Annotated in this window: 25 protein-coding genes and 3 tRNA genes; 12 read left to right on the forward strand and 16 right to left on the reverse strand. The window is 43.0% G+C overall.

What is annotated here, in order from left to right; genetic code table 11:
* The first annotated feature begins 48 nt into the window (after positions 1–48).
* Positions 49–393, forward strand: coding sequence for a 50S ribosomal protein L20 (gene rplT / locus JRG66_RS03570; protein WP_265164371.1), 345 nt, complete (start codon positions 49–51; stop codon positions 391–393).
* Between the two features lie 265 nt (positions 394–658).
* Here rplT and JRG66_RS03575 read toward each other — a convergent pair whose 3' ends face one another.
* The 9 genes from JRG66_RS03575 to tgt all read right to left on the reverse strand — a co-directional run bounded on the left by JRG66_RS03575 (position 659) and on the right by tgt (position 10268).
* On the reverse strand, positions 659–1090 hold the full coding sequence (locus JRG66_RS03575; RefSeq protein ID WP_265164372.1) for a secondary thiamine-phosphate synthase enzyme YjbQ: 432 nt from the start codon (positions 1088–1090) through the stop codon (positions 659–661).
* A 29-nt stretch (positions 1091–1119) separates the two neighbouring features.
* Complete coding sequence (locus JRG66_RS03580) at positions 1120–1947, reverse strand: amidohydrolase family protein (RefSeq protein ID WP_265164373.1); 828 nt, start codon at positions 1945–1947, stop codon at positions 1120–1122.
* A gap of 9 nt (positions 1948–1956) precedes the next feature.
* Complete coding sequence (locus tag JRG66_RS03585; RefSeq protein WP_265164374.1) at positions 1957–3060, reverse strand: AI-2E family transporter; 1104 nt, start codon at positions 3058–3060, stop codon at positions 1957–1959.
* A gap of 23 nt (positions 3061–3083) precedes the next feature.
* A complete protein-coding gene (locus JRG66_RS03590) occupies positions 3084–4328 on the reverse strand; it encodes an asparagine synthetase B (RefSeq protein ID WP_265164375.1) in 1245 nt (414 codons plus the stop codon).
* Between the two features lie 97 nt (positions 4329–4425).
* On the reverse strand, positions 4426–5979 hold the full coding sequence (dnaB, locus tag JRG66_RS03595; RefSeq protein WP_265164376.1) for a replicative DNA helicase: 1554 nt from the start codon (positions 5977–5979) through the stop codon (positions 4426–4428).
* Between the two features lie 168 nt (positions 5980–6147).
* A complete protein-coding gene (locus tag JRG66_RS03600; RefSeq protein WP_265164377.1) occupies positions 6148–7101 on the reverse strand; it encodes an acetyl-CoA carboxylase carboxyltransferase subunit alpha in 954 nt (317 codons plus the stop codon).
* Positions 7102–7146: 45 nt separating this feature from the next.
* Positions 7147–8073, reverse strand: coding sequence for a DMT family transporter (locus JRG66_RS03605; protein ID WP_265164378.1), 927 nt, complete (start codon positions 8071–8073; stop codon positions 7147–7149).
* A complete protein-coding gene (locus JRG66_RS03610; protein ID WP_265164379.1) occupies positions 8060–9136 on the reverse strand; it encodes an LptF/LptG family permease in 1077 nt (358 codons plus the stop codon). Before JRG66_RS03610 ends, JRG66_RS03605 begins: the two co-directional genes overlap by 14 nt.
* A gap of 1 nt (position 9137) precedes the next feature.
* On the reverse strand, positions 9138–10268 hold the full coding sequence (gene tgt, locus JRG66_RS03615) for a tRNA guanosine(34) transglycosylase Tgt (RefSeq protein ID WP_265164380.1): 1131 nt from the start codon (positions 10266–10268) through the stop codon (positions 9138–9140).
* A 655-nt stretch (positions 10269–10923) separates the two neighbouring features.
* On the opposite strand from tgt, the gene JRG66_RS03620 reads away from it, so the two are divergent.
* The 3 genes from JRG66_RS03620 (at position 10924) to JRG66_RS03630 (ending at position 13563) form a co-directional block, all read left to right on the forward strand.
* The gene (locus tag JRG66_RS03620) at positions 10924–11769 is read left to right on the forward strand and encodes a transketolase (RefSeq protein ID WP_265164381.1); all 846 of its coding nucleotides are present in this window, start codon (positions 10924–10926) and stop codon (positions 11767–11769) included.
* 108 nt (positions 11770–11877) lie between these two features.
* Entirely contained in the window at positions 11878–12831 is a 954-nt protein-coding gene (locus JRG66_RS03625) for a transketolase family protein (protein WP_265164382.1), read from the forward strand.
* Positions 12832–12954: 123 nt separating this feature from the next.
* Positions 12955–13563, forward strand: a complete 609-nt coding sequence (locus JRG66_RS03630) for a porin family protein (RefSeq protein ID WP_265164383.1) — start codon at positions 12955–12957, stop codon at positions 13561–13563.
* A gap of 51 nt (positions 13564–13614) precedes the next feature.
* Here the strand turns inward: JRG66_RS03630 and JRG66_RS03635 are convergent, their stop codons facing one another.
* On the reverse strand, positions 13615–14520 hold the full coding sequence (locus JRG66_RS03635) for an FKBP-type peptidyl-prolyl cis-trans isomerase (RefSeq protein ID WP_265164384.1): 906 nt from the start codon (positions 14518–14520) through the stop codon (positions 13615–13617).
* A 77-nt stretch (positions 14521–14597) separates the two neighbouring features.
* On the opposite strand from JRG66_RS03635, the gene JRG66_RS03640 reads away from it, so the two are divergent.
* Both JRG66_RS03640 and JRG66_RS03645 read left to right on the forward strand, forming a co-directional pair.
* A complete protein-coding gene (locus JRG66_RS03640; RefSeq protein ID WP_265164385.1) occupies positions 14598–14978 on the forward strand; it encodes an RNA-binding S4 domain-containing protein in 381 nt (126 codons plus the stop codon).
* A gap of 45 nt (positions 14979–15023) precedes the next feature.
* Positions 15024–15527 carry a phosphoribosyltransferase family protein gene (locus tag JRG66_RS03645; RefSeq protein WP_265164386.1) on the forward strand — a complete coding sequence of 168 codons (504 nt, stop codon included), beginning with the start codon at positions 15024–15026 and terminating at the stop codon, positions 15525–15527.
* Here JRG66_RS03645 and JRG66_RS03650 read toward each other — a convergent pair.
* Positions 15519–16040, reverse strand: coding sequence for a shikimate kinase (locus JRG66_RS03650; protein WP_265164387.1), 522 nt, complete (start codon positions 16038–16040; stop codon positions 15519–15521). The two genes, JRG66_RS03645 and JRG66_RS03650, sit on opposite strands and share 9 nt — an antisense overlap.
* Positions 16041–16172: 132 nt before the next feature.
* Between JRG66_RS03650 and JRG66_RS03655 the strand changes: the two genes are divergently transcribed.
* The 4 genes from JRG66_RS03655 (at position 16173) to JRG66_RS03670 (ending at position 17119) form a co-directional block, all read left to right on the forward strand.
* A tRNA-Lys gene (locus JRG66_RS03655) sits at positions 16173–16245 on the forward strand.
* Positions 16246–16271: 26 nt separating this feature from the next.
* Positions 16272–16344: transfer RNA gene (locus tag JRG66_RS03660), tRNA-Lys, on the forward strand.
* A gap of 86 nt (positions 16345–16430) precedes the next feature.
* Positions 16431–16514 (forward strand) — tRNA-Leu (locus JRG66_RS03665).
* Positions 16515–16696: 182 nt separating this feature from the next.
* On the forward strand, positions 16697–17119 hold the full coding sequence (locus JRG66_RS03670; RefSeq protein ID WP_265164388.1) for a hypothetical protein: 423 nt from the start codon (positions 16697–16699) through the stop codon (positions 17117–17119).
* A gap of 199 nt (positions 17120–17318) precedes the next feature.
* Here JRG66_RS03670 and JRG66_RS03675 read toward each other — a convergent pair whose 3' ends face one another.
* From JRG66_RS03675 to JRG66_RS03690, 4 genes are all read right to left on the reverse strand, one after another.
* Entirely contained in the window at positions 17319–19586 is a 2268-nt protein-coding gene (locus JRG66_RS03675; protein ID WP_265164389.1) for an aconitate hydratase, read from the reverse strand.
* Between the two features lie 344 nt (positions 19587–19930).
* Complete coding sequence (locus tag JRG66_RS03680) at positions 19931–20884, reverse strand: AAA family ATPase (protein ID WP_265165401.1); 954 nt, start codon at positions 20882–20884, stop codon at positions 19931–19933.
* An 18-nt stretch (positions 20885–20902) separates the two neighbouring features.
* Positions 20903–22351 (reverse strand): peptidylprolyl isomerase, encoded by a 1449-nt coding sequence (locus tag JRG66_RS03685; RefSeq protein WP_265164390.1) that lies wholly within the window; start codon positions 22349–22351, stop codon positions 20903–20905.
* Positions 22314–23174: a peptidyl-prolyl cis-trans isomerase gene (locus tag JRG66_RS03690; protein WP_265164391.1), complete on the reverse strand. Its 861-nt coding sequence runs from the start codon at positions 23172–23174 to the stop codon at positions 22314–22316. The genes JRG66_RS03685 and JRG66_RS03690 overlap by 38 nt, the downstream gene beginning before the upstream one ends.
* Before the next feature lie 144 nt (positions 23175–23318).
* Here JRG66_RS03690 and JRG66_RS03695 point away from each other — a divergent pair, with 144 nt between their 5' ends.
* Entirely contained in the window at positions 23319–23564 is a 246-nt protein-coding gene (locus tag JRG66_RS03695) for a hypothetical protein (protein ID WP_265164392.1), read from the forward strand.
* A 72-nt stretch (positions 23565–23636) separates the two neighbouring features.
* The gene (locus JRG66_RS03700; protein ID WP_265164393.1) at positions 23637–24146 is read left to right on the forward strand and encodes an OmpH/Skp family outer membrane protein; all 510 of its coding nucleotides are present in this window, start codon (positions 23637–23639) and stop codon (positions 24144–24146) included.
* 187 nt (positions 24147–24333) lie between these two features.
* Here the strand turns inward: JRG66_RS03700 and guaB are convergent, their stop codons facing one another.
* Positions 24334–25806: an IMP dehydrogenase gene (gene guaB, locus JRG66_RS03705; protein ID WP_265164394.1), complete on the reverse strand. Its 1473-nt coding sequence runs from the start codon at positions 25804–25806 to the stop codon at positions 24334–24336.
* Positions 25807–25847 lie beyond the last annotated feature (41 nt).

The following is a 25847-nucleotide window of genomic DNA, read 5'->3' on the forward strand; positions in this document are numbered from 1 at the left end:
AGTTAAAAGTGTCGAGAACGACCGCCTGCTACAAAAAAATTTTAAAATATGCCAAGATCAGTAAATTCAGTTGCGAAGAGAGCCAGAAGAAAAAAGGTTCTTAAGCAAGCAAAAGGTTACTTTGGACGTCGTAAAAACGTTTGGACAGTAGCGAAAAACGCGGTTGACAAAGCAATGCTATATGCTTACAGAGACCGTAAAACCAAGAAAAGAAACTTCCGCTCACTTTGGATCATGCGTATCAACGCTGGAGCCCGTATGCACGGAATGTCTTATTCACAATTCATGGGGAAAGTAAAAGCTTCAGGAATCGAATTGAACCGTAAGGTTCTTGCCGACCTGGCGATGAACCACCCAGATGCGTTTGAAGCTATCGTCAAAAAAGTAAAATAAATTAAACTGTTATCTCACTTATAAAATCCCGCTCGAAAGAGCGGGATTTTTTTTTGTTGAAGCCTGCCTTTGATCTTTTTGCCACAAATACACAAATAATTTAAGACACATTCCCCCACTGAATTTTTCTCTGACCTGCAAGGTTTTTAAAAACCTTGCAGGTCTAATCTTTTCTACGCGTCCCATCATGACCCACCGGATTTTTGTTAAGAAGATATGGGTAGAAGCGGTTACTAATTTTGTAATAATTTATATATTCCTGGACTTATCTTTTTTCACCATAAATAGTAAGCACCAGTTTCCTGCTCCCCCCGTGGTCGCGATGTTCACACAGGTAAATACCCTGCCAGGTGCCAAGATTCAAACGGCCGTTTGTCACGGGGATTTGAAGCGAAGACCCCAGCAGAGAAGCTTTTATATGCGCAGGCATATCGTCACTCCCCTCTAAAGTGTGTTTATAATACGGCTGATCTTCGGGCACCATCTTATTGAAGTGACTTTCAAAATCGGCTCTTACGGTAGGATCGGCATTTTCATTGATGGTAAGTCCGGCGGAAGTGTGTTTGATGAAGATCTGTAAAAATCCTACCGAAACTTCTTTTATTTCGGGGATTTGCTGAAGCAGCTCATCGGTCACCAGATGAAAGCCCCTGGGTTTGGCTTTGAGTTTTATTTCCTTCTGAAAAATGTAATCCATTTTTGCCATTTTTGACACCTTAGTTAATTCTACTTCAAGTTATAAAATTCAGCAGCATTTCTTCCGAAGATCTTTTCTTTATCTGCTTTTGAATAACTGCTGAAGAAATCTTCCGCAGCCCCAGTTACTTCAGAATAGGTTGCTGCGGAAAGGCACACCGGCCAGTCTGATCCAAAAATCAAACGATCTACGCCAAAAGCATCGGCAACTACCTTTAGATAAGGGGAAAAATCTGAAGTTTTCCAGCTGAAGTGGGGCGTTTGAGTGACCAATCCTGAAATTTTGCACCACAGGTTGGGAAAGGCGGCCAGTTGCTGAATATGATCTACCCACTGCTTATCGGGTTTTCCTGAAATTTGTGGTTTTCCCATGTGATCAAGCACAAATTTCTGCCGGGGAAAGGCTTTTACCAGTTCTACAGCACCGCCAAGCTGATAATCAAATGCCAGAATATCATAAGTAAGACCCAGGTTTGCCAAAAATGATATTCCCTGCTGAAATTCAGGAGACGTCATAAACTCCCCTTTTTCGTCCCAAACTGTATGGCGAATACCCTTCAAAAATGGGCTTTTTGAATAAAATTTCAGCCGCTTTTCAACTTCAGGGGAAGCTAAATCTACCCAGCCTACCACTCCTTTTATGAAGTCGTGATTTTTTGCCATTTTCAGCAGGACTTCTGTCTCTGCTTCCGATTGATCGGCCTGTACGGCAACACAGCCTGAAAATCCCTTTTTTGACAGGAAAGGCAGAAGGTCTTCCGGCGTAAAATCTTTTCTGATAGCCGACATTTCTTCAGAAATCCAGGAATATTTTTCGGCATCATACTGCCAGAAATGTTGGTGCGCATCGATTTTCATGGGGAAAATTTATTTAGAATCGGCACTTTCAGGATTTCTTTCTATTGCATCCTGCTTTTTAACAGCCTCATCTTCCTGATTATTGGAAGCTTCAAGATGGTCTTTTACATACAGCTCTTCAATAATAACAATAAGGGCGGCAAGAATAGGCGTAGCCATGATAAGCCCGAGAATCCCGGTAATAATTCCTAACAGCACCATCCAAAACAGGGTAAGTGCGGGCGGCAGGTGCACCATTTTCTTTTCAATCATAGGGGTGATCAAATAACTCTCTACGATTTGAATACTAAAATATAAGATTAGCACATAGATATACATGTTGCCACCCTGCATGAGTGCGATCAACACGGCCGGCGCAAGCGCCAGGTAAGGCCCAATATTGGGAATGAAAGAAAACAAGGCTGCTATCAACGCGAGGGCGTAAGGCATGGGCATGCCAAGAATTTCCAGGCCTATGGCTGTAAATACTCCAACTACCAGCATGGAAATGAGCTTGGCCATCATCCAAAGGCTGAGGGAACGCTGGGTTTTGTCCATCACCTCACTTAAACGCGGACGGAAATTTATTGGAAACAACCTTATAAATCCGTGGGTGTAAATTTTTGGACTGGAAGCCAGAAAGATCCCGGTTACGATGATGATAAAAAAGTTCGCAATCGCCCCCACAGTGGTTGAAAAAGACCCCACAATTCTCGACACTACTTTTTCCCGATTTTCAATTAAAGCCCCAAGATCTGAAGGTAATTCTTCAAATAAACTACGCCCCACGGAAGTCTGCCTTATCTCCTCCCTCAAATTGTTAAGAGATTGCGGTAACGTGTTTGTCATTTCCTTCACCTGTTGTACCATAGAAGGGCCTATGAGCACAATGATCAACACCAGGATTCCCGTCATGGACAGCAGCACCAGCAATAACGCCAGCCAATAGGGCATTTTGGATTTGCTCACTATCCAGTTGGAAGAAAAATTCAACAAGGTGGAAAAGAAGATCCCGGCAAAAACCAACAGGAAGAAATTGGCGTGAAAGATAAGTAGTGCCAGGGCTGACAGCATCAGCAATGCTATAAAAACGGTTTTGGTAATCTTCTTGTTGTAGCTAGTTGTTTTTTCCATAAAGGCGTAGCAAGGAAGGTCTCTTAAGTTTTTTGTTTTTGTTTTTTGGCAGCCGGAAACAACACGTTGTTCAAAATAAGGCGGTACCCCGGAGAAGTGGGATGCAGTTCCAGTTCGGTCTTAGGATCTCCTACCATGTGCTGGTAATCTTCGGGATCATGCCCCCCGTAAAAGGTGAAAAATCCGTTGCCTTTAATTCCGTGGATATATTTGGCCTCGCCGTTGATCTTGCTCTGCCCCATAACCAGTACGGTAGGTTTAATGTTTTCGGGGTCATAAGCCGTGGTTTGCCCCATAAAACCTTTAATTAAAGTTGTGTGGTTTTGGGTGAGCATGGTTGGCACCGGATCCCATTTTGCCGAATATTCCATGAGGCTGAAATAATCTACATCCATGGGCACCTGCCGTTTCCCGGTCATGTCTATTGAAGAAAATTCATATACCATTGGATTTCTTTCCAGAATAAAATTTTCAAAAGCAAAACTCTTTTCAAAATTCAGCTTATTCTGGTAATCGGCGTCACTGGGATCTCCGTCAAACATAGGTTCGGCAATATCTACTCCCTCGGCAGAAAGAGCGATATCGAAACTATCGGTCGCGCTGCACATGGCAAACATGAATCCGCCGCCAACCACATAATCCCTGATTTTCAATGCCACGGCGAGTTTTTCTTCTGAAACTTTCTCATAACCAAGTTTAACGGCCAGGGCTTCAGCCTGTTTTTTATCTTCAATATACCAGGGCGCAGTGCGGTAACTGCGGTAAAATTTCCCATACTGGCCGGTAAAATCTTCGTGGTGCAGGTGCAGCCAGTCAAACAGCAGCAGGGCATCATTTAAAACCTCCTCGTCATAAATGGTCTCGTAAGGGATTTCTGCATAAGTGAGCACCATAGTCACGGCATCATCCCAGGGTTTGTTGCCCTGCGGGGAATAAACTGCAATTTTGGGCGCTTTTTCAAGCAGAACTGCCTGCATATTTCTGGAAGGACTCGATATTTCTTCAAGAATATCGGAAGTTTTCTGGTCGCTAATCACCTCATACGAGACACCACGAATTTTACATTCCCTGCGGAGTTCTTCGGAATCGGGCAGCAAAAAGGAACCGCCACGATAGTTGAGCAGCCACTGCACTTTGAGGTCTTTGTTGAGCATCCAGTAGGTAATGCCATAGGCTTTTAGGTGGTTGCGCTGACTCTCGGCATCCATAGGGATGAGAATTTGCGATGCAAAAGCTGATGCCGAAAAAAGAAAGAAAATCAACAGCATGCAAAAGCCGGAAAAAGATAAACTCTTTCCGGCTTTTTGAGATTTGACTTTAGTAAAAGGCTCTTCGGAAGAATTCCGGAGAGGAGAAAATATATTGTTAAAAAGGCACGTCGCTGTCGTCATCATTTAAATCATCATTCATCGAGCTTCCGAAGGCTTCATTGGCGCTTGGGAAATGGCTGGTATTAAATCCAAAATCTCCCGAGTCATTGTCATTCATCTTGGAATGAAATTCAGAAGGGGAATCAAAGTCATCTAAGTTATCGAATTTACCTAAATGTCCAAGGAATTTAAGCCTAATATTCTCTAGCCCACCATTCCTGTGCTTGGCGACAATAAATTCTGCCTGGCCTTCGGTTGGGGAGCGTTCTTCATCATCCCATTCCTCAATTTTATAGTATTCGGGACGGTAAATGAACGACACGATATCGGCATCCTGCTCAATCGCACCCGATTCCCGAAGGTCACTCAAAAGTGGCCTTTTTGAGCCCCCTCTTGTTTCCACTGCCCGCGATAACTGCGATAGCGCAATTACCGGAACGTTAAGTTCTTTTGCCAGAGCTTTCAGGTTTCGCGAAATTGTCGAGATCTCCTGTTCCCTGTTTCCGCCTTTCTGGCTACCACCGGCCGTCATGAGCTGCAGGTAATCAATCACAATTAGTTTGATCCCGTGTTGAGAAGCCAGTCTCCGCGCTTTTGCCCTAAGGTCAAAAATGGAAAGGGAGGGCGTATCATCAATAAAAAGCGGTGCTTTTTCAAGGCCTTTTACCTTGACGTTAAGCTGTTCCCACTCGTGTTTTTCAAGATTTCCGGTACGGAGTTTTTCTGAAGACAGGCCAGTTTCAGAAGAGATCAAACGGGTGATCAACTGTACCGAAGACATTTCCAGGGAGAAAAAAGCCACGGGGATATTTTGCCCTACCGAAATATTTCGGGCCATAGACAGCGTTAAGGCCGTTTTACCCATACCGGGACGGGCCGCGACAATAATCAAATCACTGGGCTGCCAGCCGGAAGTGAGCTTATCGAGCTTTTCAAAGCCTGAAGGAATCCCAGAAAGACCCGATTTATTGGAGATTTCCTGAATTTTTTTCTTTGCCTGCATCACAAGGTCCTGCGCAGTTTCCGAAGATCTTTTGATATTCCCCTGGGTTACCTCATAGAGTTTGGATTCTGCGGTGTCTAAAAGGTCAAAAACGTCGGTGGTTTCATCGTAAGATTCTTCAATGATCTCGTTTGAGATCTTTATAAGGCTACGCTGAATATATTTCTGAAGAATGATCCTTGCATGAAACTCAATATGTGCCGAAGAAGACACTTTTTGAGTGAGTTGAACAAGGTAAAAATCACCTCCCACCTGCTCCAGTTTCTGATCTTTTCGCAATTGATTGGAAACCGTTAATAAGTCGACCGGTTCAGAATTCTCGAACAACTTAAAAATGGCTTCAAAGATATACTGGTGGGCAGATTTATAGAAAACATCGGGATGCAAAATATCGATGATCTCGTCAACTCCTCTTTTATCGATCATCATTGCACCAAGCACAACTTCTTCTAAATCAACAGCTTGAGGCGGAAGCTTCCCTTTCTCGAGATTGATCACATTCCCGGGATTGAAATTAAAATTTTTAGGGGCTTTGACTTTTTCCATGTTACGAAAGTAGAGAAATAGAGTATAGAATTTGGCCGTAAACGGCCTTACTTAGTTCACAGGTTATGAACATTTTAACTGTTAACAACTTAGTTTATTTTGTTGATAAGGCCAAAAAAATCCGAAGAGAAGCTCTCCGGATTTTTTCCTGTCTTATGTATTAAGGATTTAACCTTTAAACACCCCCATTTGGGAATATTTGTCCATTCGTTTTTTCACCAATTCATCTGGTGATAAGTTTTTAAACTCGCCATAAGCTTCAGAAATGGCATCCCTGACTATAGAGAATGTCATTTCCCTGTTACTATGGGCACCGCCCACCGGCTCTTTCACGATCTCGTCAATGAGCTTTTGTTTTTTCATATCGCGGGCAGTAAGTTTAAGTGCATCGGCTGCTCTTTCCTTGTACTCCCAGCTTCGCCACAGAATTGACGAACATGATTCGGGGGAGATCACAGAATACCAGGTATTTTCGAGCATAAGAACTTTATCTCCTACTCCAATACCCAGGGCGCCACCACTGGCTCCTTCCCCAATAATCACCACAATAATAGGAACTTTGAGCCTGGTCATTTCGAGGATATTTCGGGCAATTGCCTCTCCCTGGCCGCGCTCTTCTGCTTCAAGACCGGGATAAGCCCCGGGAGTATCTACAAAAGTCACTACAGGGATCCCAAATTTTTCTGCAGATTTCATTAAACGAAGGGCCTTGCGGTAACCTTCGGGATTTGCCATTCCAAAATTGCGGTACTGCCGGGTCTTAGTATTATAACCTTTTTGCTGCCCCACGAACATGTAACTCTGATCACCAATTTTTCCAAGGCCGCCAATCATGGCTTTATCATCTTTTACATTTCGGTCTCCATGAAGCTCGAGGAAAGTCTCACCACAAATGGCATTAATATAGTCTAAGGTATAAGGCCGGTTTGGATGGCGTGAAAGCTGCACCCGTTGCCAGGCAGTGAGATTCTTGTATATTTCTTTCTTGGTTTCGGTGAGTCTCTTTTCGATTTGACGACATGTAGCTGAAACATCAACATCACTTTCCTTACCAATGGCACAAGCTTTCTGGTACTGCTCTTCCAACTCTTTTATAGGTAATTCAAAATCTAAATATTCCATAATGAGTTATGGGTTGTTTTTAATTAGCTTACAAATATAAGAAACTTAAGAGGTAGCTTTTGGCAGTTTTTTGAATTTTCTCCTCGTCTTCAAAAAGCCGTTGAGGAACACGGTAATTAGAATAATTGCCGCCCCGTAATAAAAGCCGGGATCCATGGCCTCATCACTTCCGAAGACCCAAAAAGCAAGAAGAATCCCGTAGACCGGCTCCAGGTTGATGGTGAGCATTACGGTATAAGGGCTTAAATGCCGCATAACTGCTACCGAAGCTATAAAGGCATAGGCGGTACAAATGGAAGCCAGAATGAAGAGGTAAGCCCAATCTGTCATTGAAACATTAAAGAACCCGCTGCTAAAACCAGTGCTACTGCTACTTCCGAAGAAAGTAAGAACAAGAAGGTAAACACTAATGGCAGCGGTACCGGTAAGGAGTTCGTAAAATGAGATTACAGCGGCGTCTTCCTGCTTTGCCAACTTCCCGTTTATTAGAGAGAAAACCGAAGAAAGAAAAGCCGAGATGAGGGCAAGCAGGATTCCCAGAACATATTCGGTCTCTACCTGAAATATGATGTAGAGCCCGCAAATTACCACTATACCTAAAAGTATCTCATACCAAATCACCCTGCGTTTGTAAAAAACAGGTTCGAGAATAGAGGTAAAAAAAGCACCTGTAGAGAGCAGGGCCAGGGTAATGGAAACGTTAGAGACCTTAATTGCCCCAAAAAATGTTAACCAGTGCAGGGCGATGACCAGCCCGGCGACAAGCATCAGCTTTATTCGCCCCGCTGAAAGTTTCAGGTTTTTTTTCTTCCATTTGATCCAGAGAAAAATAAAGCCACTGGCCAATAGCATACGGTACCATACCAAAGGCACGGCATCTAGTGTTATTAATGCACCTAAAACCGCAGTGAACCCCCAGATAAACACAATGAAGTGAAAATGCAGGTAAGCCTTAACTTTATCGCTTAGCATTCCAGAGCAGGTAAACAGCTAAAATTCCGAAGAAAATATTGGGGAACCACACGGCAATCAAAGGTGAGAAGGTACTTTGCTCGGCAATGGTACCAAAGACCTTGTCCATAAAAATGAAAATAAAGGCCAGGGTAATTCCCAGAGCGAGGTTAACCCCCATTCCGCCTCGGCGTTTCATTGAAGAAACCGCAACTGCAATAATGGTAAGTATATATGCTGAAACCGGAAGGCTCCAGCGTTTATAAGCCACAACCTTATACCTGTTTATATTCCCCGAACCACGTCCTTTTTCCTGCTCAATAAAAGCTTCGAGTTCATTGTAGTTGAGTGTCTCTGCCATATAGGAAACAGGGGTAAGCTCATCAAAATCGAAGGGCAGGATGGTGTCTTTTGTCATTTCAGAGATCAACTTATCTCCTTCTTCTCCAATAATCCTTTTATGGTAATTGGTAAGGGTGTAAGTAGAATCTTCTTCATTCAGCTTCAGTCGCGACGCACTTATTTTAAATTTAAGTTTGTTCCCTTCAAAATGCTCAAGAGTAAAATTTTGAGCCGAATTGATCCGGGGTTGAAAGTGAGACGCATAAATAAATTCATTGTCGTTAATCTGCCGGTACACATCACTGGTCTCCTGTACATCGCTACTCCTTTTGAGGTAAGTGTATTTAAATTCATTAAACCCCTTACTGGCACTGGGAGCAAGATACATCCCCAAAATAAGTGCAGCGAAACAAACTATGGTAGAACCAATAATATACGGACGAAGAAAACGCCAAAAGGAAACCCCACTACTCAAAAATGCCACAATTTCGGTATTCTGGGCAAGCTTAGACGTGAACCAAATCACCGAAAGGAACAGGAATAATGGAAAAAGTAAATTGGCGAAGTAGATGGTAAAGTCTATATAATAGTACACCACTTCAAGAAAAGGCACCTCATTCTCCAGGATCTTGTCGATCTTTTCAGCAAGATTTACGGTGATGCCAATAGGAATGAAGAGGAGCAACATTAACACGAATGTGCCCAGGTACCTTTTTAATATATACCAGTCTAGGATCTTCAAATTACAGGCGTTTGTTCATTTGCTGTACCATTTTATTCTTCCAGGAAGCAAAATCCCCGGCTAAGATATGTTTTCTTGCCTCCCGAACCAACCAAAGGTAAAAGCCAAGGTTGTGCATGGTAGCAATTTGCTTGCCAAGCATTTCGTTCACAGTAAAAAGGTGGCGCAGGTAAGCTTTTGTATAAAACGTATCTACGTACGTGGCGCCAGATTCATCTATGGGGCTAAAATCATCTTCCCACTTTTTATTCTTGATATTGATGGTCCCATGAGCAGTAAAGAGCATTCCGTTTCTGGCATTTCTGGTAGGCATCACACAGTCGAACATATCTACTCCCAAAGCTATATTCTCGAGAATATTGATTGGGGTTCCCACCCCCATGAGGTATCGGGGTTTTTCCTTCGGAAGAATGTTTGTTACGACCTCGGTCATGACATACATTTCTTCTGCCGGCTCCCCTACTGAAAGTCCGCCTATGGCATTGCCCTCTGCTCCTGCTGAAGCAATGTACTCAGCCGATTCTTTCCGAAGGTCTTTATAAGTACTTCCCTGAACTATTGGGAAAAGTGCCTGAGAATACCCGTACTCTGGCGGAGTCTTATCAAGATGAGCAATACACCTGTCTAACCACCTGTGGGTGCGGTGCATCGAATTCTTGGCGTAGCGGTAGTCGCAGGGATAGGGAGTACATTCGTCAAAAGCCATAATAATATCTGCCCCAATGAGCCGCTGAATTTCCATCACGTTCTCTGGCGTAAAATTGTGGTAAGAACCATCAATATGAGATTTGAACCGCACGCCTTCCTCTTTGATCTTCCTCCTGTCGGCCAGCGAATAAACCTGGTAACCGCCACTGTCGGTGAGAATATTCCTGTCCCAGTTCATAAACTTGTGGAGCCCGCCGGCTTTTTTCAGGATTTCGGTTTGCGGGCGCAGGTACAGGTGGTAAGTATTTCCCAGGATAATATCGGGGTTCACCTGTTCTTTAAGGTCTTTCTGGCTTATCCCCTTTACAGAAGCCACTGTGCCCACCGGCATAAAGATGGGGGTTTCAATGGTTCCGTGGTCTGTAGTTATCACTCCTGCCCTGGCACTGCTGCCTGAATCGGTAACTGCTAATTCAAATTTCATAAACAATTTTAATGGGCGCAAAGATAGGTATTTTTAGTGGTCAGTGCGCAGGGCAAAACAGGTAGAAAAGTTAGAAGGATGATCTAAATACCAAATTCCAGGCACCAAATTCCAAGTACCAAATTCCAAAAAAGTAATTTCCCGGCTTGTACTGCAAATCCGTGAAGAATAAAAGCTTTCAGAAAAAAGATCATCAATACATCTGTGGCAGAATATTTCCCATTCAAAAATGGCATTTTCAGGAGCTTTTTCGGACAAAACCAGTTTAACAGGTTTGGCGAATACATTAGAGCAAACAATTGCTTCGGAAGAAAGCATTCGCGAATTCGCAGCAAACTAATTTCCTTTCAAAAATGGCATTTTCAGAAGCTTTTTCGGAAATACCAGACAAACAGGTCTGATCAAGTACATCAGAACAAACAATTGCTTCGGAAGAAAGCATTCGGAAATTCGTGGCTGGTTTCATGGGTAGCTTTTCCCACTTATCATATTGCAAATATGCACCGCCTGCATATAACTTCCGTAGAAATCTGATAGATTTAAATTCTCATTAAACATCCCAGTAATTGTTCAAAGCTTTTAAAAGAATTGAGCCGGGTTGATTTCCAAAGCATTGATAAAATAGTATTTTTGCAGGACATTTAATAAAAACCAGATGTCAAACACACAACAACTAGAAGATTTTGTCACCCAGGTGAGACGGGACATTGTAAGGCAGGTTCACAAGGTAAATTCGGGTCACCCCGGAGGTTCTTTGGGCTGCGCCGAATTCTTAAGCGTCCTTTACCAGGAAGTAATGCAGCGCAAGGAAGGATTTGATATGGACGGGATTAACGAAGACCTGTTCTTTCTTTCCAACGGCCATATTTCACCGGTTTTCTACAGTGTTCTTGCGCGTAGCGGATATTTTCCGGTGGAAGAGCTCAATACCTTTAGATTAATTGATTCCCGCCTCCAGGGGCACCCCACTACTCATGAAGGCCTCCCTGGGGTTAGAGTGGCTTCGGGCTCTCTTGGCCAGGGACTTTCGGTATCCATAGGCGCCGCAAATGCCAAAAAACTCAACGGCGATAAGCATCTTGTGTATTCCCTTCACGGCGACGGCGAATTGCAGGAGGGCCAAAACTGGGAAGCGATAATGTATGCGGCTGCAAAAAAAGTGGATAACCTCATTGCGACCGTAGACAGAAATTATCAGCAAATTGATGGGTGTACAGATGATGTATTGCCAATGGGGAACCTGGTTCAAAAATTTGAAGCTTTTGGTTGGGACGTCCTGGAAATAGAAAAAGGGAATGACATAGGGGAAATCCTTAAGGGTCTTAAAGAGGCGAAAAGCCGCACCGGCAAGGGAAAACCCGTAGCTATTATGTTAAATACCGAAATGGGTCACGGCGTAGATTTTATGATGGGAAGCCACAAATGGCACGGAGTTGCTCCAAATGATGAGCAACTGGAAAAAGCCCTTGCACAAAACCCCGAAACTTTAGGAGACTACTAGCCCACCCAGCTCTCCAAAAGGGAGGAACTGGATCTCAAAAAATGAAAAAATATTAACACTTAAATAAATGCCCTAACTCCCCTTCTCTGGAGGGGTCGGGAGAGGCTTATGAAAAAATATACAGATACAGGCAAAAAAGATACACGCTCAGGTTTTGGAGCGGGACTCACCGAACTTGGCCGAACCAACCCTGATGTGGTTGCCCTTTGCGCAGATTTGGTAGGTTCTCTAAAAATGCAGGATTTCATCGATGAAAACCCCGAAAGGTTCTTTCAGGTTGGTATTGCTGAAGCCAATATGATGGGGATCGCCGCCGGATTGACCATAGGTGGAAAAATCCCTTTTACAGGAACTTTCGCCAATTTCTCAACCGGCCGGGTTTATGACCAGATAAGGCAGTCTATTGCCTATTCGGGCAAGAACGTGAAGATATGTGCTTCTCACGCCGGGCTTACCCTGGGAGAAGACGGTGCTACCCACCAGATCCTCGAAGACATCGGGCTTATGAAAATGTTGCCGGGAATGACTGTGATCAATCCTTGTGATTACAACCAGACCAAAGCGGCTACCATAGCCATTGCCCAACATGACGGCCCTGTTTACCTGCGCTTTGGACGTCCAAAAGTGGCAAATTTTACTCCGGAAGACCAGAAATTTGAAATTGGAAAAGCAGTTTTGCTGAATGAAGGAACTGATGTTACCATCATTGCAACCGGGCATTTGGTTTGGGAGGCCCTGCAAGCTGCGGAACAACTTGAAGAGCGTGGCATTTCAGCTGAAGTGATCGATATTCATACAATAAAACCTTTAGATGAAGCTGCAATCCTTGCTTCCGTAGAAAAAACCGGATGCGTGGTCACTGCCGAAGAACACAACTTCCTGGGCGGCCTTGGGGAAAGCGTTGCCCGCACCCTTACATTAAACCAACCTGCGCCACAGGAATTTGTTGCTACTATGGACACCTTTGGTGAAAGTGGTACCCCCGAGCAGCTCATGGAGAAATATGGATTGAATGCTGCTGCTATTGTAAAGGCTTCAGAAAAAGTTATCAAGAGAAAGTAATTTTTTCAGGATAAACAGCACAAAAGCCTCTCTAAAATGCCATTTTTAGAGAGGCTTTATTCTTTTGGAGCAAATAAAAATATTTATTTGTCGTTCTAAACCTAACCACAAAACTGAACTTTTATGAAAAAATACCTTTTTATTTTGATGTTCGTAACCACTTCCGCAGCAATTGCACAAAACGGGTTTGGGATAAAAGGCGGAATAAATTATGCCGATAACGGAGAACTTACCTACAGCGACTTCTCCAATGCCGGTGCAGATGTGTTGGAAGGGGGAGACAGCAAAATGGGATATCATTTTGGCCTTTATTACCAGGCAAACCTCCTGGGTTTCTTTTTAAGGCCCGAGCTGGTCTACACCACCACCAAAAGCACCTATCAATTTAATCAACAGGAAGCGGAATACAATGTTTCAAAACTGGACCTGCCCATTTTAGTGGGTACAAAGATCTTTGGCCCTGTGCAGATATTTGCCGGGCCCAGCCTGCAATATATGTTAGATAACGATTTTGAAGGTTTTGACCTTGGCGATGTAGAGGAAGAATTCACCATTGGTGCACAACTGGGTGCCGGGGTCCAATTAGGGAGAATAGGTCTGGATGTAAGATATGAAAGAGCCCTGAAAGAAAATGAAGCCGAATTCGCACAACTTGATGGTAGTACAACCGGCCCGCAGCGAATAGATTCAAGACCCAGCCAGATTATATTCGGGATTTCACTAAGCTTGTAAAGGAACCCGTTATGTATATCAATAAAGCCCCTTTTCGGGGCTTTTTTATGTCTAGATATTTGGATCCAGATAATCTGGCGTTCCATCATCATTGGAATGGGGATACGGGAAAATGATATTCCCGTCTTCATCAGATATTTCTTCCCGGGTAGGAATAAAATCGCCATCGTCATCGCTATCAGCGTAATTCGGTACTAAATCTCCGTCGGTATCATCGTTCCCTAGAATTTTATCTTCGTTTAGGTCTTCTCTCCACGAGGGAATTCCGTCACGGTCGTGATCTGCCTCGTTTACTCCGTATAAATGAAAGGCAAAAACAAGCGGACTGTAAGATGGAATGGTTCCTCTAAAAGCGTTGAAATAAGCAAGGCCAGAAGGCAGGAATACCGCGCCCACCCCATAATCGTTGTTCCATTCTATGGTATTGTCTTCTCGCACTTCAAACCCAGAAGCTCCACGAAATTTCGTAATTCCAAGACCAAAGCCGGGTATGGTTTGCACAAGATCAAACCAAACGGGGTTTTGTGAAGAATCAAAAGTGCTGCGGTTCAAAAGAGTACCTTTATAGGAAACAAATACCGAGTCGCTAAATTTTGGTTGCGGCATCTCGCCTGCTCCTTCGCGAACCTTTAAAACATAGTACGTATAATTTACCCCTTCATAGTTAAAGTTCTTTTTCTCCAGTAAAGGTGACTCACTAAGTGGTGTTTTACCGGCATTATCGGCATTGATAGTATCAATTTCAATTTGAAAGTCGAAACCTTCAGGAGCAGCTTCAAATTCTTCGTAGTTGTAGAAGTGTGTGTCCAGGTAAGCATCAAGTGCAGCCTGGTCTGTCAACTCCTGTTCTCCCCTGTCTCTTGGCGGTACAACTTCTGGACTATCATCATCCTTGTCACAAGACATTAAAGAGATACCGGCAAGCAGGTATAAAAACAAAAATTTATTCAGTTTCATCAATAGGTAATTTAGGGCCGCAAGATACAATATTCTTGTATTTTTGCTGAAGATCGAAGGAATTTTACTGTACAAAGATGAGAGTAGACAAGTTTTTATGGTGCGTGAGATATTTTAAAACCCGAAGCCTGGCCACCGAAGCATGCAAACAGGGAAAGGTACGAATGAACGATGCTGTTGTCAAACCGTCAAGAGAAGTCTTTGCAACGGATAAGATCCAGGTGAGAAAAAACCAGATCAATTACCAGATAGAAGTGCTGGATATCCCCAAAAGCAGGCTAGGTGCCAAACTGGTTAACCTGTACATCAATGACATTACGCCGCAGGAAGAGCTTGAAAAAAGAGAATTACTAAAGTACTCCCAGGATTATTACCGAAAAAAAGGCACCGGCCGGCCTACCAAAAAAGACCGACGGGAACTCGATGAGTGGTTTGACCCTGAAGCTGACGAAGATTAATTAAATTTTAGCCTCCCAATTAGTATCTTTGGAAAAAACATCCCCATGGAGAAAAATTCTGTCCTGATCTTAAACCACGAGCAGATCAATCATAAAATAAGAAGGATTGCCTACCAGATTTATGAAAGCAACCTGGAAGAAAAACAGATCATCCTGGCCGGGATCGCGAAAAGTGGCTTTCAGCTCGCACAAAAATTGCAGGCAGAACTCCGGCAAATTTCCGACCTGGATGTGCAGCTATGTGAGGTAAAAGTAAATAAGAAGAACCCTCTCGACATTATCACTACCAGCCTGTCTCCCCAGGATTATCAAAATAAGGCCCTTGTTTTAATAGATGACGTTCTAAATTCGGGCACCACATTGATCTACGGAATAAAGCATTTTCTTGACGTACCCTTAAAGAGGTTCAAAACTGCTGTTCTGGTTGACAGGAGCCATAAAAAATACCCTGTAAAAGCCGATTTTAAGGGCATCTCCCTTTCCACCTCCATTCATGAGACCGTAAAGGTCCATTTTAAGCCGGGAGCCGACAGCGTGGAGCTAATCTAGTTCTTCAGCTATAGCAGCCACCACCTCATCTACAGATTTTCCATCGGTTGAAACTATAAGGTCGCTTTGATTGTAAAAGAACGTGCGCTCAAACAGGTGCTTCCTGATATAATCTTCCAGGGCTTCCGAAGAATCCAGATCTTTTATTAAAGGCCGGTGCTCCTTTTCTACCATCAGGCGTTCTGTTAGTTGCAGCAATCCGGTCTTCAGATATATTGAAGTAGCCTTGGGCGCCGCTTTGATCAACTCCATGTTTTTTCCATAGCAGGGAGTACCCCCTCCTAATGAAAGCACGCAGCCCTCATCTTTCTCCAGGAGTTTTTTTAGTACCTCTGCTTCTTTTCTACGGAAATATACCTCCCCATGATCGGAAAAAATTTGAGGGATAGATTTATTTTCTTCTGCGGAAATTTCGGCATCCAGATCCAAAAAATTAACAGATAATTGACCGGCAAGGACCTTTCCAACTGAACTTTTACCAGATCCCATGTAACCTATCAGAATTAATTTCATGCTTAAATATATGATTTTTAAGGAGTTTTACCCCAACTTTAAAATGTTGGTCAAATTTATATCAATTTGTTCTTGAAAAATAAATTAATGTGGGTATATTTGCACCCGCATTAGCAAAAATGTAAGCAATAAGATCTGGTAGCTCAGTTGGTAGAGCATCTCCCTTTTAAGGAGAGGGTCCTGGGTTCGAGCCCCAGCCAGATCACAACAAAAAAAGTTCATTTAAATATTGACCTGGTAGCTCAGTTGGTAGAGCATCTCCCTTTTAAGGAGAGGGTCCTGGGTTCGAGTCCCAGCCAGGTCACTTTTTAGGATTTACAGAGATAACATCATCTCTTAGATCTCTTCTTAAGACGAAGAACCCAATTCGTTAAAGAAATCTTAAAGGAAGCCCAGGTGCTGGAACTGGTAGACAGGCATGGTTGAGGGCCATGTGTTCATTAGAGCGTGCGGGTTCGAGTCCCGCTCTGGGCACTTTTAGTAGATTATACTTCCCTACCTACTCCAATTCATTTCATTTTAGTTCTTCAGAATTTTTACTTTTCTTACAACACTTCGTACAAAAAAGCCTAAAATTATGTTAATCAATTTTTTAGCATCTTCTTGAGAGAAAATAAATGTTACATTTATTTTAGTAATTTTTCATTTACCAGAAGATGCAGTTCCAGTTATACTCTCAGCTTTTAAAATTAGATCTCTCCAACGACGATCTCCTTCAAATGTATTATGTGCTTTATTATGACTTAAAAGAGGAAGATAAAGACATGGCAGATAACATTGCCAGACTCATAGAGATTCGTGAAAAAGCTAAAATTGAGTTAAGGAAACTGCTGTTCAATATCAAAAATTCTATCCAGACTTCTGCAGTTGGGGCAGCAGTACTAAACTTCTTGCCGGTTTTTCTCAAGCTGGATTACTTAGCTCGAAATACCTTTAATAATTTAAATTTGAAGGTTTGCTATGAAAAAGAGAAAAAAAACATTAAATTGTATTACCAAACACTTTATAACCAGGATATTCCATCTGCTACTCTTGATGTACTGTTCAAGCACAAGAAAAAGCTGGAATCCCTGCCATAAATAGATGAGAACAATAGTAATTTTTACTGGGGGGCAAAAATTACTTGGGAAATACTCCGGAAATAAACCTCCGGAGTTCTCATCTACTTTCTAGGAAGAAGCAATTGTATTACACAATTGCTTCTTCTATTTTTAATCTTTACCCAAACAAAAAACTCCCGCGCTGCGGGAGTTTTTATTTTTATCTGAAAACCTTTACTTAAGCAGCGTTCTGCTTTTTTATTAAGTTAAGTGCCGAACCTTCCTTGTACCACTCAATTTGAGGCAGGTTATAGGTGTGGTTTGCCTTAATAGTATCCTTAGAACCGTCGGCATGCACAATCTCAATTGTAAGCTGCTTATCTGGCGCGAAACTTTCAAGGTCTACGAAGTTAAAAGTATCATCTTCCTGGATAAGATCGTAATCGCTTTCATTAGCAAAAGTGATCCCCAACATACCCTGTTTTTTCAGGTTTGTTTCGTGAATTCGTGCAAAAGACTTCACCAGCACCACCTTAACCCCAAGGTGTCTTGGCTCCATTGCAGCATGCTCCCGGGAAGACCCTTCTCCATAGTTGTGATCTCCCACTACTACCGTAGGAATGCCCGCTGCTTTGTACTTTCTCTGTGTAGCAGGCACACCGTCATATTCTCCGGTGATCTGGTTTTTCACAAAATTTGTCTTCATATTAAAGGCGTTCACCGCACCAATCAAACAGTTGTTTGAAATGTTGTCAAGATGACCTCTAAAACGCAACCATGGCCCAGCCATAGAAATATGGTCTGTTGTACACTTTCCGTGAGCTTTAATAAGAAGCTTCGCGCCCATTAAATTTTTACCATCCCATGGCTCAAATGGCTCAAGTAATTGCAACCTTTCAGAATTGGGGTTTACTTTTACCTCTACAGTAGAACCATCTTCAGTAGGAGCTAAATAACCTGGGTCTTCCACATCAAATCCTTTTGGAGGTAACTCAAGCCCTGTTGGTTCATCAAGCTTCACGTATTCCCCGTCTTCATTTAAAAGCGAATCTCTGGAAGGGTCAAAATCTAATCTCCCGGAAATGGCAATTGCAGCCACCATTTCTGGTGATCCTACAAAGGCATGAGTATTTGGGTTCCCATCTGCCCTTTTTGAAAAGTTTCGGTTGAACGAATGTACAATGGTATTCTTTTCTTCACCTTTACGGTCACTTCTGTCCCATTGTCCAATACATGGCCCACAGGCATTGGTAAAGATAGTGGCATCAAGATCTTCAAATATTTTCAGTAATCCGTCCCTTTCAGCAGTAAAGCGAATTTGTTCAGATCCAGGATTGATCCCAAAATCAGACTTGGCCTTTACCTTTTTCTCTACTGCCTGCCTGGCGATAGAAGCGGCACGGGTAAGGTCTTCGTAAGAAGAGTTGGTACATGAACCTATTAAGCCCCAGTCAACATTGATTGGCCAGTCATTTTCCTTGGCTTTTTCAGCCATTTCTGAAATTGGCGTGGCAAGGTCTGGCGTAAAAGGACCGTTTAAGTGAGGCTTAAGTTCAGAAAGATTGATCTCAATCACCTCATCAAAATATTGTTCAGGATTTGCGTACACTTCAGGATCTCCGGTAAGGTGCTCCTTCACTTCATTGGCAGCTTCGGCAACATCGGCACGGTTTGTTGCACGCAGGTATCTTGCCATAGATTCGTCATATCCAAAGGTAGAAGTAGTTGCGCCAACCTCAGCTCCCATATTACAGATAGTACCTTTTCCGGTAGCCGACATAGATTCGGCACCTTCTCCAAAATATTCAATAATAGCCCCGGTACCTCCTTTAACAGTAAGTATACCCGCTACTTTTAAGATCACATCTTTTGAAGAGGTCCATCCCGAAAGTTTTCCGGTAAGTTTAACCCCAATGAGCTTTGGGAATTTTAGCTCCCATGCCATTCCTGCCATCACGTCTACGGCATCTGCACCACCAACACCAATAGCAACCATTCCTAGACCCCCGGCATTCACCGTGTGAGAATCGGTTCCAATCATCATTCCTCCAGGAAAAGCGTAATTCTCCAGCACTACCTGGTGAATAATTCCAGCTCCAGGCTTCCAGAAACCAATTCCGTATTTGTTTGAAACAGATTCCAAAAAGTCAAAAACCTCATCACTAGATTTCTTTGCGCTTGGCAGGTCAAACTGCGCCCCAAGTTTTGCCTGGATCAGGTGATCACAATGAACGGTGGTAGGAACAGAAACGTTCTTCTTCCCTGCCTGCATAAACTGCAGCAAAGCCATTTGTGCGGTTGCATCCTGGCAGGCAATCCTGTCTGGCGCAAACTCCACATAATCTTTTCCCCGGGTAAACTTTTGAGTAGGTTTTCCATCCCAAAGGTGAGAATAAAGAATTTTTTCTGAAAGGGTTAAAGGTTTACCAACAGCTTCACGCGCGGCGTTTACACGCTCACCCATCTGGCTGTATACCTTCTTGATCATATCAATATCGTATGCCATATCTTGAATTTATTAATATTCTGAAGTGCTGCAAAATTACGAATTCCTACCCGATTTAAAAAATTATAACCAAACCTGAAAATTACCTGAAGATAATTTATCGGTTCATAAAAAAACCAAATAGAAAAATAAGCTAATGCTATAAAATTAGCATAAAAATAAGAATATGGTAAATATGAAGCTGTTTTTTTCTCTTCTGAAAAAAAACATAGCCTACAGGCGCGGCTTTTTTATGCGGAAAGTGCCAATTAAACCAGAATATGCCATAAAAGAGATGAGAGCCTCATGAAGTGTAAAATACAAAACAGATTTAGGCAATGTTCCTGAAGGTGTTTCAGTAAAAACTAAAACAGGCTTTTTATGATCTCTTCTTCCGAAATGCCTTCAGCTTCAGCCTTGTAATTTTTAATCACCCTGTGCCTTAAAATTCCGAAGGCCACTGCCTGTACATCCTCAATATCGGGTGAGAATTTACCTTTCACGGCTGCATTTGCTTTGGCCCCTAAAATGAGGTTTTGAGAGGCTCTTGGTCCGGCGCCCCAATCTACGTATTCCTTTACAAGCGGAGTCGCTCTTTCTCCGGCAGGACGGGTTTTCCCAACCAAATCAACGGCATATTCCACTACGTTATCGGCAACGGGAACCCTGCGGATCAAATGCTGAAAATCGACTATTTCCTGCGCCGTAAAAAGCGGATTTATCTCTGTTACTTCATCTGAAGTAGTGTTCTTCACAACTTCAATCTCTTCTTCAAAAGAAGGGTACTCAAGTTTGATGGCAAACATAAACCGGTCAAGCTGGGCTTCGGGTAACGGATAAGTCCCCTCCTGCTCTATAGGGTTTTGGGTAGCCAGGACAAAATAGGGCAGGTCCAGTTTGTAATGCTGGCCGGCAACGGTTACCGCCCGCTCCTGCATGGCTTCGAGTAAGGCTGCCTGGGTCTTTGGCGGTGTCCGGTTAATCTCATCAGCAAGAATGATATTTCCAAAAACCGGGCCTTTGATAAATTTAAAGTGCCGGTTCTCATCCAGTATTTCGGAACCCAGAATATCACTGGGCATAAGATCGGGGGTAAACTGTATCCTTTTAAAATTGAGTCCAAGGGCCTGGGCTATGGTATCAACCATCAAGGTCTTGGCAAGACCCGGCACTCCAATAAGCAGGGAATGACCTCCTGAAAAAACAGATAAAAGGATCTGGTCAATCACTTGTTGCTGCCCCACAATTCTCTTGGCGATTTCCTGCCTTAATTGCTGATGCTTCTTAACCAGATGTTCTACTGCTTCAACGTCTGTCATACCTGTCAAAAATGTCATTTACTTCTTAAGCCAGTTGCTTGAGAATTCGCAATCCCTGTATTCGCCGTTCACTTTAACATACGTCTCCTTGATCTTCTCTTCCTGCCATTTTTCAATAGCTTCAAGCTGCTTATCCCTAAGGGCGAGTTCCTTGATCTTGTTAAAATCCTGTGCGTAATCTGCCTTGTGTTCTTTATACCTGTTAGTAACGGTAATGATCTTGTAAAAGGGGCGCCCTGTGTTATCCTGATCGGTTATGATATTGGAAACCTCTCCCTTTTCCAGGTTTACCACCTGCTCATAAAGTAAGGGGTCAATTTTGGTAAGTTCAAATCTGGTATCTCCGGTGGTAGGATTGATTAATTTCCCGCCATTCTCACGAGTCTCTTTTTCGTCTGAAACTTCTTTAGCAGCATCGGCAAATGTAATTTCGTCATTATTCAGCCTTTCCCTAACATTTTCGATCTCATCAAAAGCTTTTTGCTTGGTCTCTTCGGTAACATCAGGAATCAAAAGGATGTGGCGCACATCTACCTGCTGCCCGCGAATTTTGTCGACCATAAGAATGTGGTAACCAAATTCTGTCTGGAATGGCTTGCTCACTTCCCCTTCCTGCAGGGAAAATGCAGCATCCTTAAATTCTTTTACAAAAGGATCCTGGCGGGTGAGGGTAATTTTACCTCCCGATGATCTTGAACCGGGATCCTGAGAATAAAGTACAGCCTTAGTTGCAAAACTTGCCCCGTTATCTAAAACATCTGCACGCATTTCATTCAATCTTGCTATAATTTCATCTTTTTCTTCCTGCGGAATTTCCGGCTTCACTACAATCTGTGCAATTTCCACCTCATCTCCAAATACCGGGCGCTCGTCTTCGGGAATTTCCGTAAAAAATGACCTTACCTCTTCAGGAGTGATCTCTACCGCATCAACAATTTTACGTTGCATTTCGGAAGCAAGCCTGTTTTGTTTGTTGATTTCAAAAAGCTCGGCTCTAAATTCAGCTTCATTATCTTTTTTATAGAATTCGAGTACTTTTTCAAGCGAACCTACCTGCTGGGTCATGTAAGCCAGCTGCTGGTCTATGTTTGCATTGATCTCTGCATCCGAAACAATAATACTGTCCTGAATGGCGTGGTGCGCATACAATTTATTTTCCATGAGACGGCCCGCAAGATTGCAGTTGGTCACATCTTCAGTAGAAACTCCCTGACTTTGAAGTTCGAGGTACATCTTATCGATATCACTTTCAAGCACGACAAAATCGCCAATTACGGCTGCAACTCCGTCTACCTTAAACCGGCCAGTCCTGTCCTTGATCTTTTCCTTTATTTCTGATTCAATACCAATGGCGGTACTATCGGTAACGATTACTTCCTGAGCTTTTAAGCCGGCACTTCCCAAAATAAGGGACAGCACCCCCAAAGATTTAATTATAGATCTCAAATTCGTCATTTTTAATAGCATCTTGTGTAATATCTTTTTCTAATTTTTTAATGAGATCCAGCTTTCTTTTATTCAGCAGGATCTGCTTTATGCCCGGCAAGGAATACTCTAAAGGCGCCTGTTCATTGCGCAGCTTAACATCCTCAACAGAGATCAAATATACTCCTAATGAGTCTTCAAGCTGCATAAAATTTTTGTTTTTTAAGAATTCAGGATTGTCCTGAGGCGTTAAGGGTCGAATTTTATCGTAAACCTGTTTAGTTTTTACCCAAACAGAATCATTAAGGGAATACGAATTGAACTGTATGGCCATGTTAAGCAAGGCCTGCCGGTCTTCTTCGTCAAACCTTATAAAGCGTTTCTTGATAGTTTCAAAATCCTTGTTGTTCTTGGTGATATTGATATACCTCACTTTAACAAGGTTCTCATTCAGAATAAAATTTCCCCCGTTTTCCTGGTAGTAAGCCTCGGCAGCCTCTCTCGAAATACTGGTGTCGAGTTCGCGGGCAACAATAGCATCGGTATAGGCTTTTGCGTAAAGTTCGTTTTTATAGTTCTGTACCAGGCGGTCAAATTCTGCCTGCTGTTCACTGCTCAGATTTACCCGTGCCCTGTCCAGCAGTAATTTTTGTGTGGCCCAGCGGGTAATAAAATTATTTACAAGAAGGGTACTGTCTTCGGCTGAAGTATTGTCTGAGATCAATGTGGCTACATCATCTTTGTACAGATATGCATCATTTACCCGGGCAATGACCTCCTTTTCTTCGGGCTCATTCAGGAAGTTGCAGCTTCCTGTTAAAAAGCCTAAAAAAAGTATAAAGAAAAGTCCTTTTTTGACAATCAAATTAATCTGAAATATTATGAGTCCGCAAAAATACGAATTCCAAACAGTATACCAACCTGCAGATAAAACGAAAGAAATTCACAAAAATTTTACTTTTGGCCCGGCTTTCGCTATGCTAAAGTCAAAGAAGCCAAATGTCATCTCATGTCTAAAGACCAAAAACTGAAACTTATCTGGGATTTTCACGGCCCTGATGCCGAAATTACCGCTAAACACCACGCAGTGCATTTACGGGAATTCCTTAACAAAAACACCTTAAGCCTCGATATTTCGGGCAGCGAAAAATTATCTAACACTCACGCCATTGCTTTTATGGTGGTGACTAAGGCTGAAATGCCGCCTGTTCGGGACGCTTTAAAACCTCATCGCGGACAGCTTTATGAGGATTGAGTAAAAATAATTTTCTTAAAATCTTCATAAATGCCTCTGCACCTTTATATTTGCGAAAACCAAAACAACATCATGAAAAAATACCTTTTAGTTTTAAGCTTTACATTCCTTAGCCTTTCAGGCTTCGCCCAGTCAAAAATAGGGACCATAGATGCCGATTATATCTTAAATCAGATGCCCGAAATGACCCAGGTGAACGAAGGCCTTAAAACCTACAACGCCGATCTTCAAAAAGACCTGGAATCTAATGTCGCCAAGTACGAAACTCTTGTAAAAGACTACCAGGCAAACAGCGCAACTTTTTCTGAAGAAGATAAAAAAGCCAAAGAAACTGAAATCATCAGCCTTGAAAATGACATTAAAGGCTTCCGTCAAAAAGCCGGTGTGATGATGCAGATCAAGAGGAACGAACTTACACAGCCGCTCTACGAAAAGATAAATGCAGCCATGTTACAGGTAATTCAGGCAGAAAATTATACCCAGATCTTCCATGCAGGCGGAAATAACCTGGCCTATTCTGCGGAAGAATTTGACATCACCACAAAAGTGATCAATATCTTAGGAATTGAAGTGAAGGAATAAATTTCGTGGTCAGCGCTCAGTGGCCTGTGTGTAGAAGTAAATGCCGTGCAGGCTAATTACTGAAGAAATCATTGCAGTTATTGACACAACTAAAAAAAGGAGGGTCTCAAAAATGGCATTTTTGAGACCCTCCTTTTTTTGGCTTTGCCGCTATTTACTCTTAACTACAAACTCCTGAAGTTATGAATTATCTGCTGTAATTAGGAGATTCTTTAGTGATCGTAACGTTATGCGGGTGGCTTTCGTTGATTCCCGAAGCCGTGATCTTAATAAATTTAGCCGATTCCTTTAGGGTGGCTACATCTTTTGCCCCGCAGTAGCCCATCCCGGCACGCAAACCTCCCACAAACTGGTGGATACTTTCATAGAGATCCCCTTTATAAGGCACGCGGCCTACAATACCTTCCGGCACCAGCTTTTTAATATCATCTTCCACATCCTGGAAATAACGGTCTTTAGAGCCTTGTTTCATAGCTTCTACAGAACCCATTCCGCGGTAAGACTTGAATTTTCTTCCTTCGTAGATAATAGTTTCTCCCGGCGATTCTTTGGTACCTGCCAAAAGTGAGCCCAGCATCACGCAATCGGCTCCGGCGGCTATAGCTTTGGGAATGTCTCCGGTATATCGAATTCCACCATCGGCAATTACAGGCACCCCGCTGCCTTTAATGGCTGCTGCAACTTCCAGTACGGCCGAGAATTGTGGAAAACCAACCCCCGCAACTACCCGCGTTGTACAGATAGAACCCGGGCCAATTCCTACTTTCACCGCATCGGCGCCTGCCTCTACAAGGTATTTGGCAGCTTCGGCGGTAGCAATGTTCCCAACCACTACTTCCAGCTCGGGGAATTTCTTTTTCACCTCCTTAAGTACCGTTACCACTCCTTTGGTGTGACCGTGTGCCGTGTCAATCACTATCGCATCCACTCCTGCTTTCACCAAAGCTTCGGCCCTTTCAACTGCATCTCCGGTAACGCCTATGGCAGCGGCTACGCGAAGCCTTCCGAAGGAATCTTTATTGGCAATGGGCTTTTGGGTGAGCTTGGTAATATCACGGAAAGTGATCAATCCAACCAGTTTATTGTCGGCATTTACAACAGGAAGTTTCTCGATCTTGTTTTCCTGCAGGATCTCTTCGGCATCTTCAAGGGAAGTACCTTCGGCCACAGTCACCAGGTTTTCAGAAGTCATTACTTCAGAAATTGGCCTGTTGTTGTTCTTTTCAAACCGCAGATCCCTGTTGGTCACGATCCCAATCAGTTTTCCGTTTTCATCAACTATAGGAATCCCGCCAATGCTGTGCTCGCGCATATTATCTTTGGCATCCTTTACGCTGGCCGTAATTGGAAGTGTGATAGGGTCTATTATCATCCCGCTCTCGGCCCGCTTCACTTTTCTAACCTTAAGCGCCTGCTCTTCGGCTGTCATATTTTTGTGCAAAACACCAATTCCCCCTTCCCGTGCAATGGCAATGGCCATACGAGATTCGGTCACAGTATCCATGGCTGCGGAAACTATAGGCACATTGAGCCCGATATTACGGGTAAACTTGGATTGAATACTAACTTCGCGGGGAAGGATTTCTGAAAAGGCAGGGACTAAGAGTACGTCATCGTAGGTGAGTCCTTCGCCCAGGATCCTGGAGGTGTGTGCGATCATGGCAATTAAGATTTAATTGCGTGCAAATATACATTCTTTTC

This window comes from Salinimicrobium tongyeongense (genome assembly GCF_026109735.1).
In the GTDB taxonomy this organism is placed as follows: Bacteria; Bacteroidota; Bacteroidia; order Flavobacteriales; family Flavobacteriaceae; genus Salinimicrobium; species Salinimicrobium tongyeongense.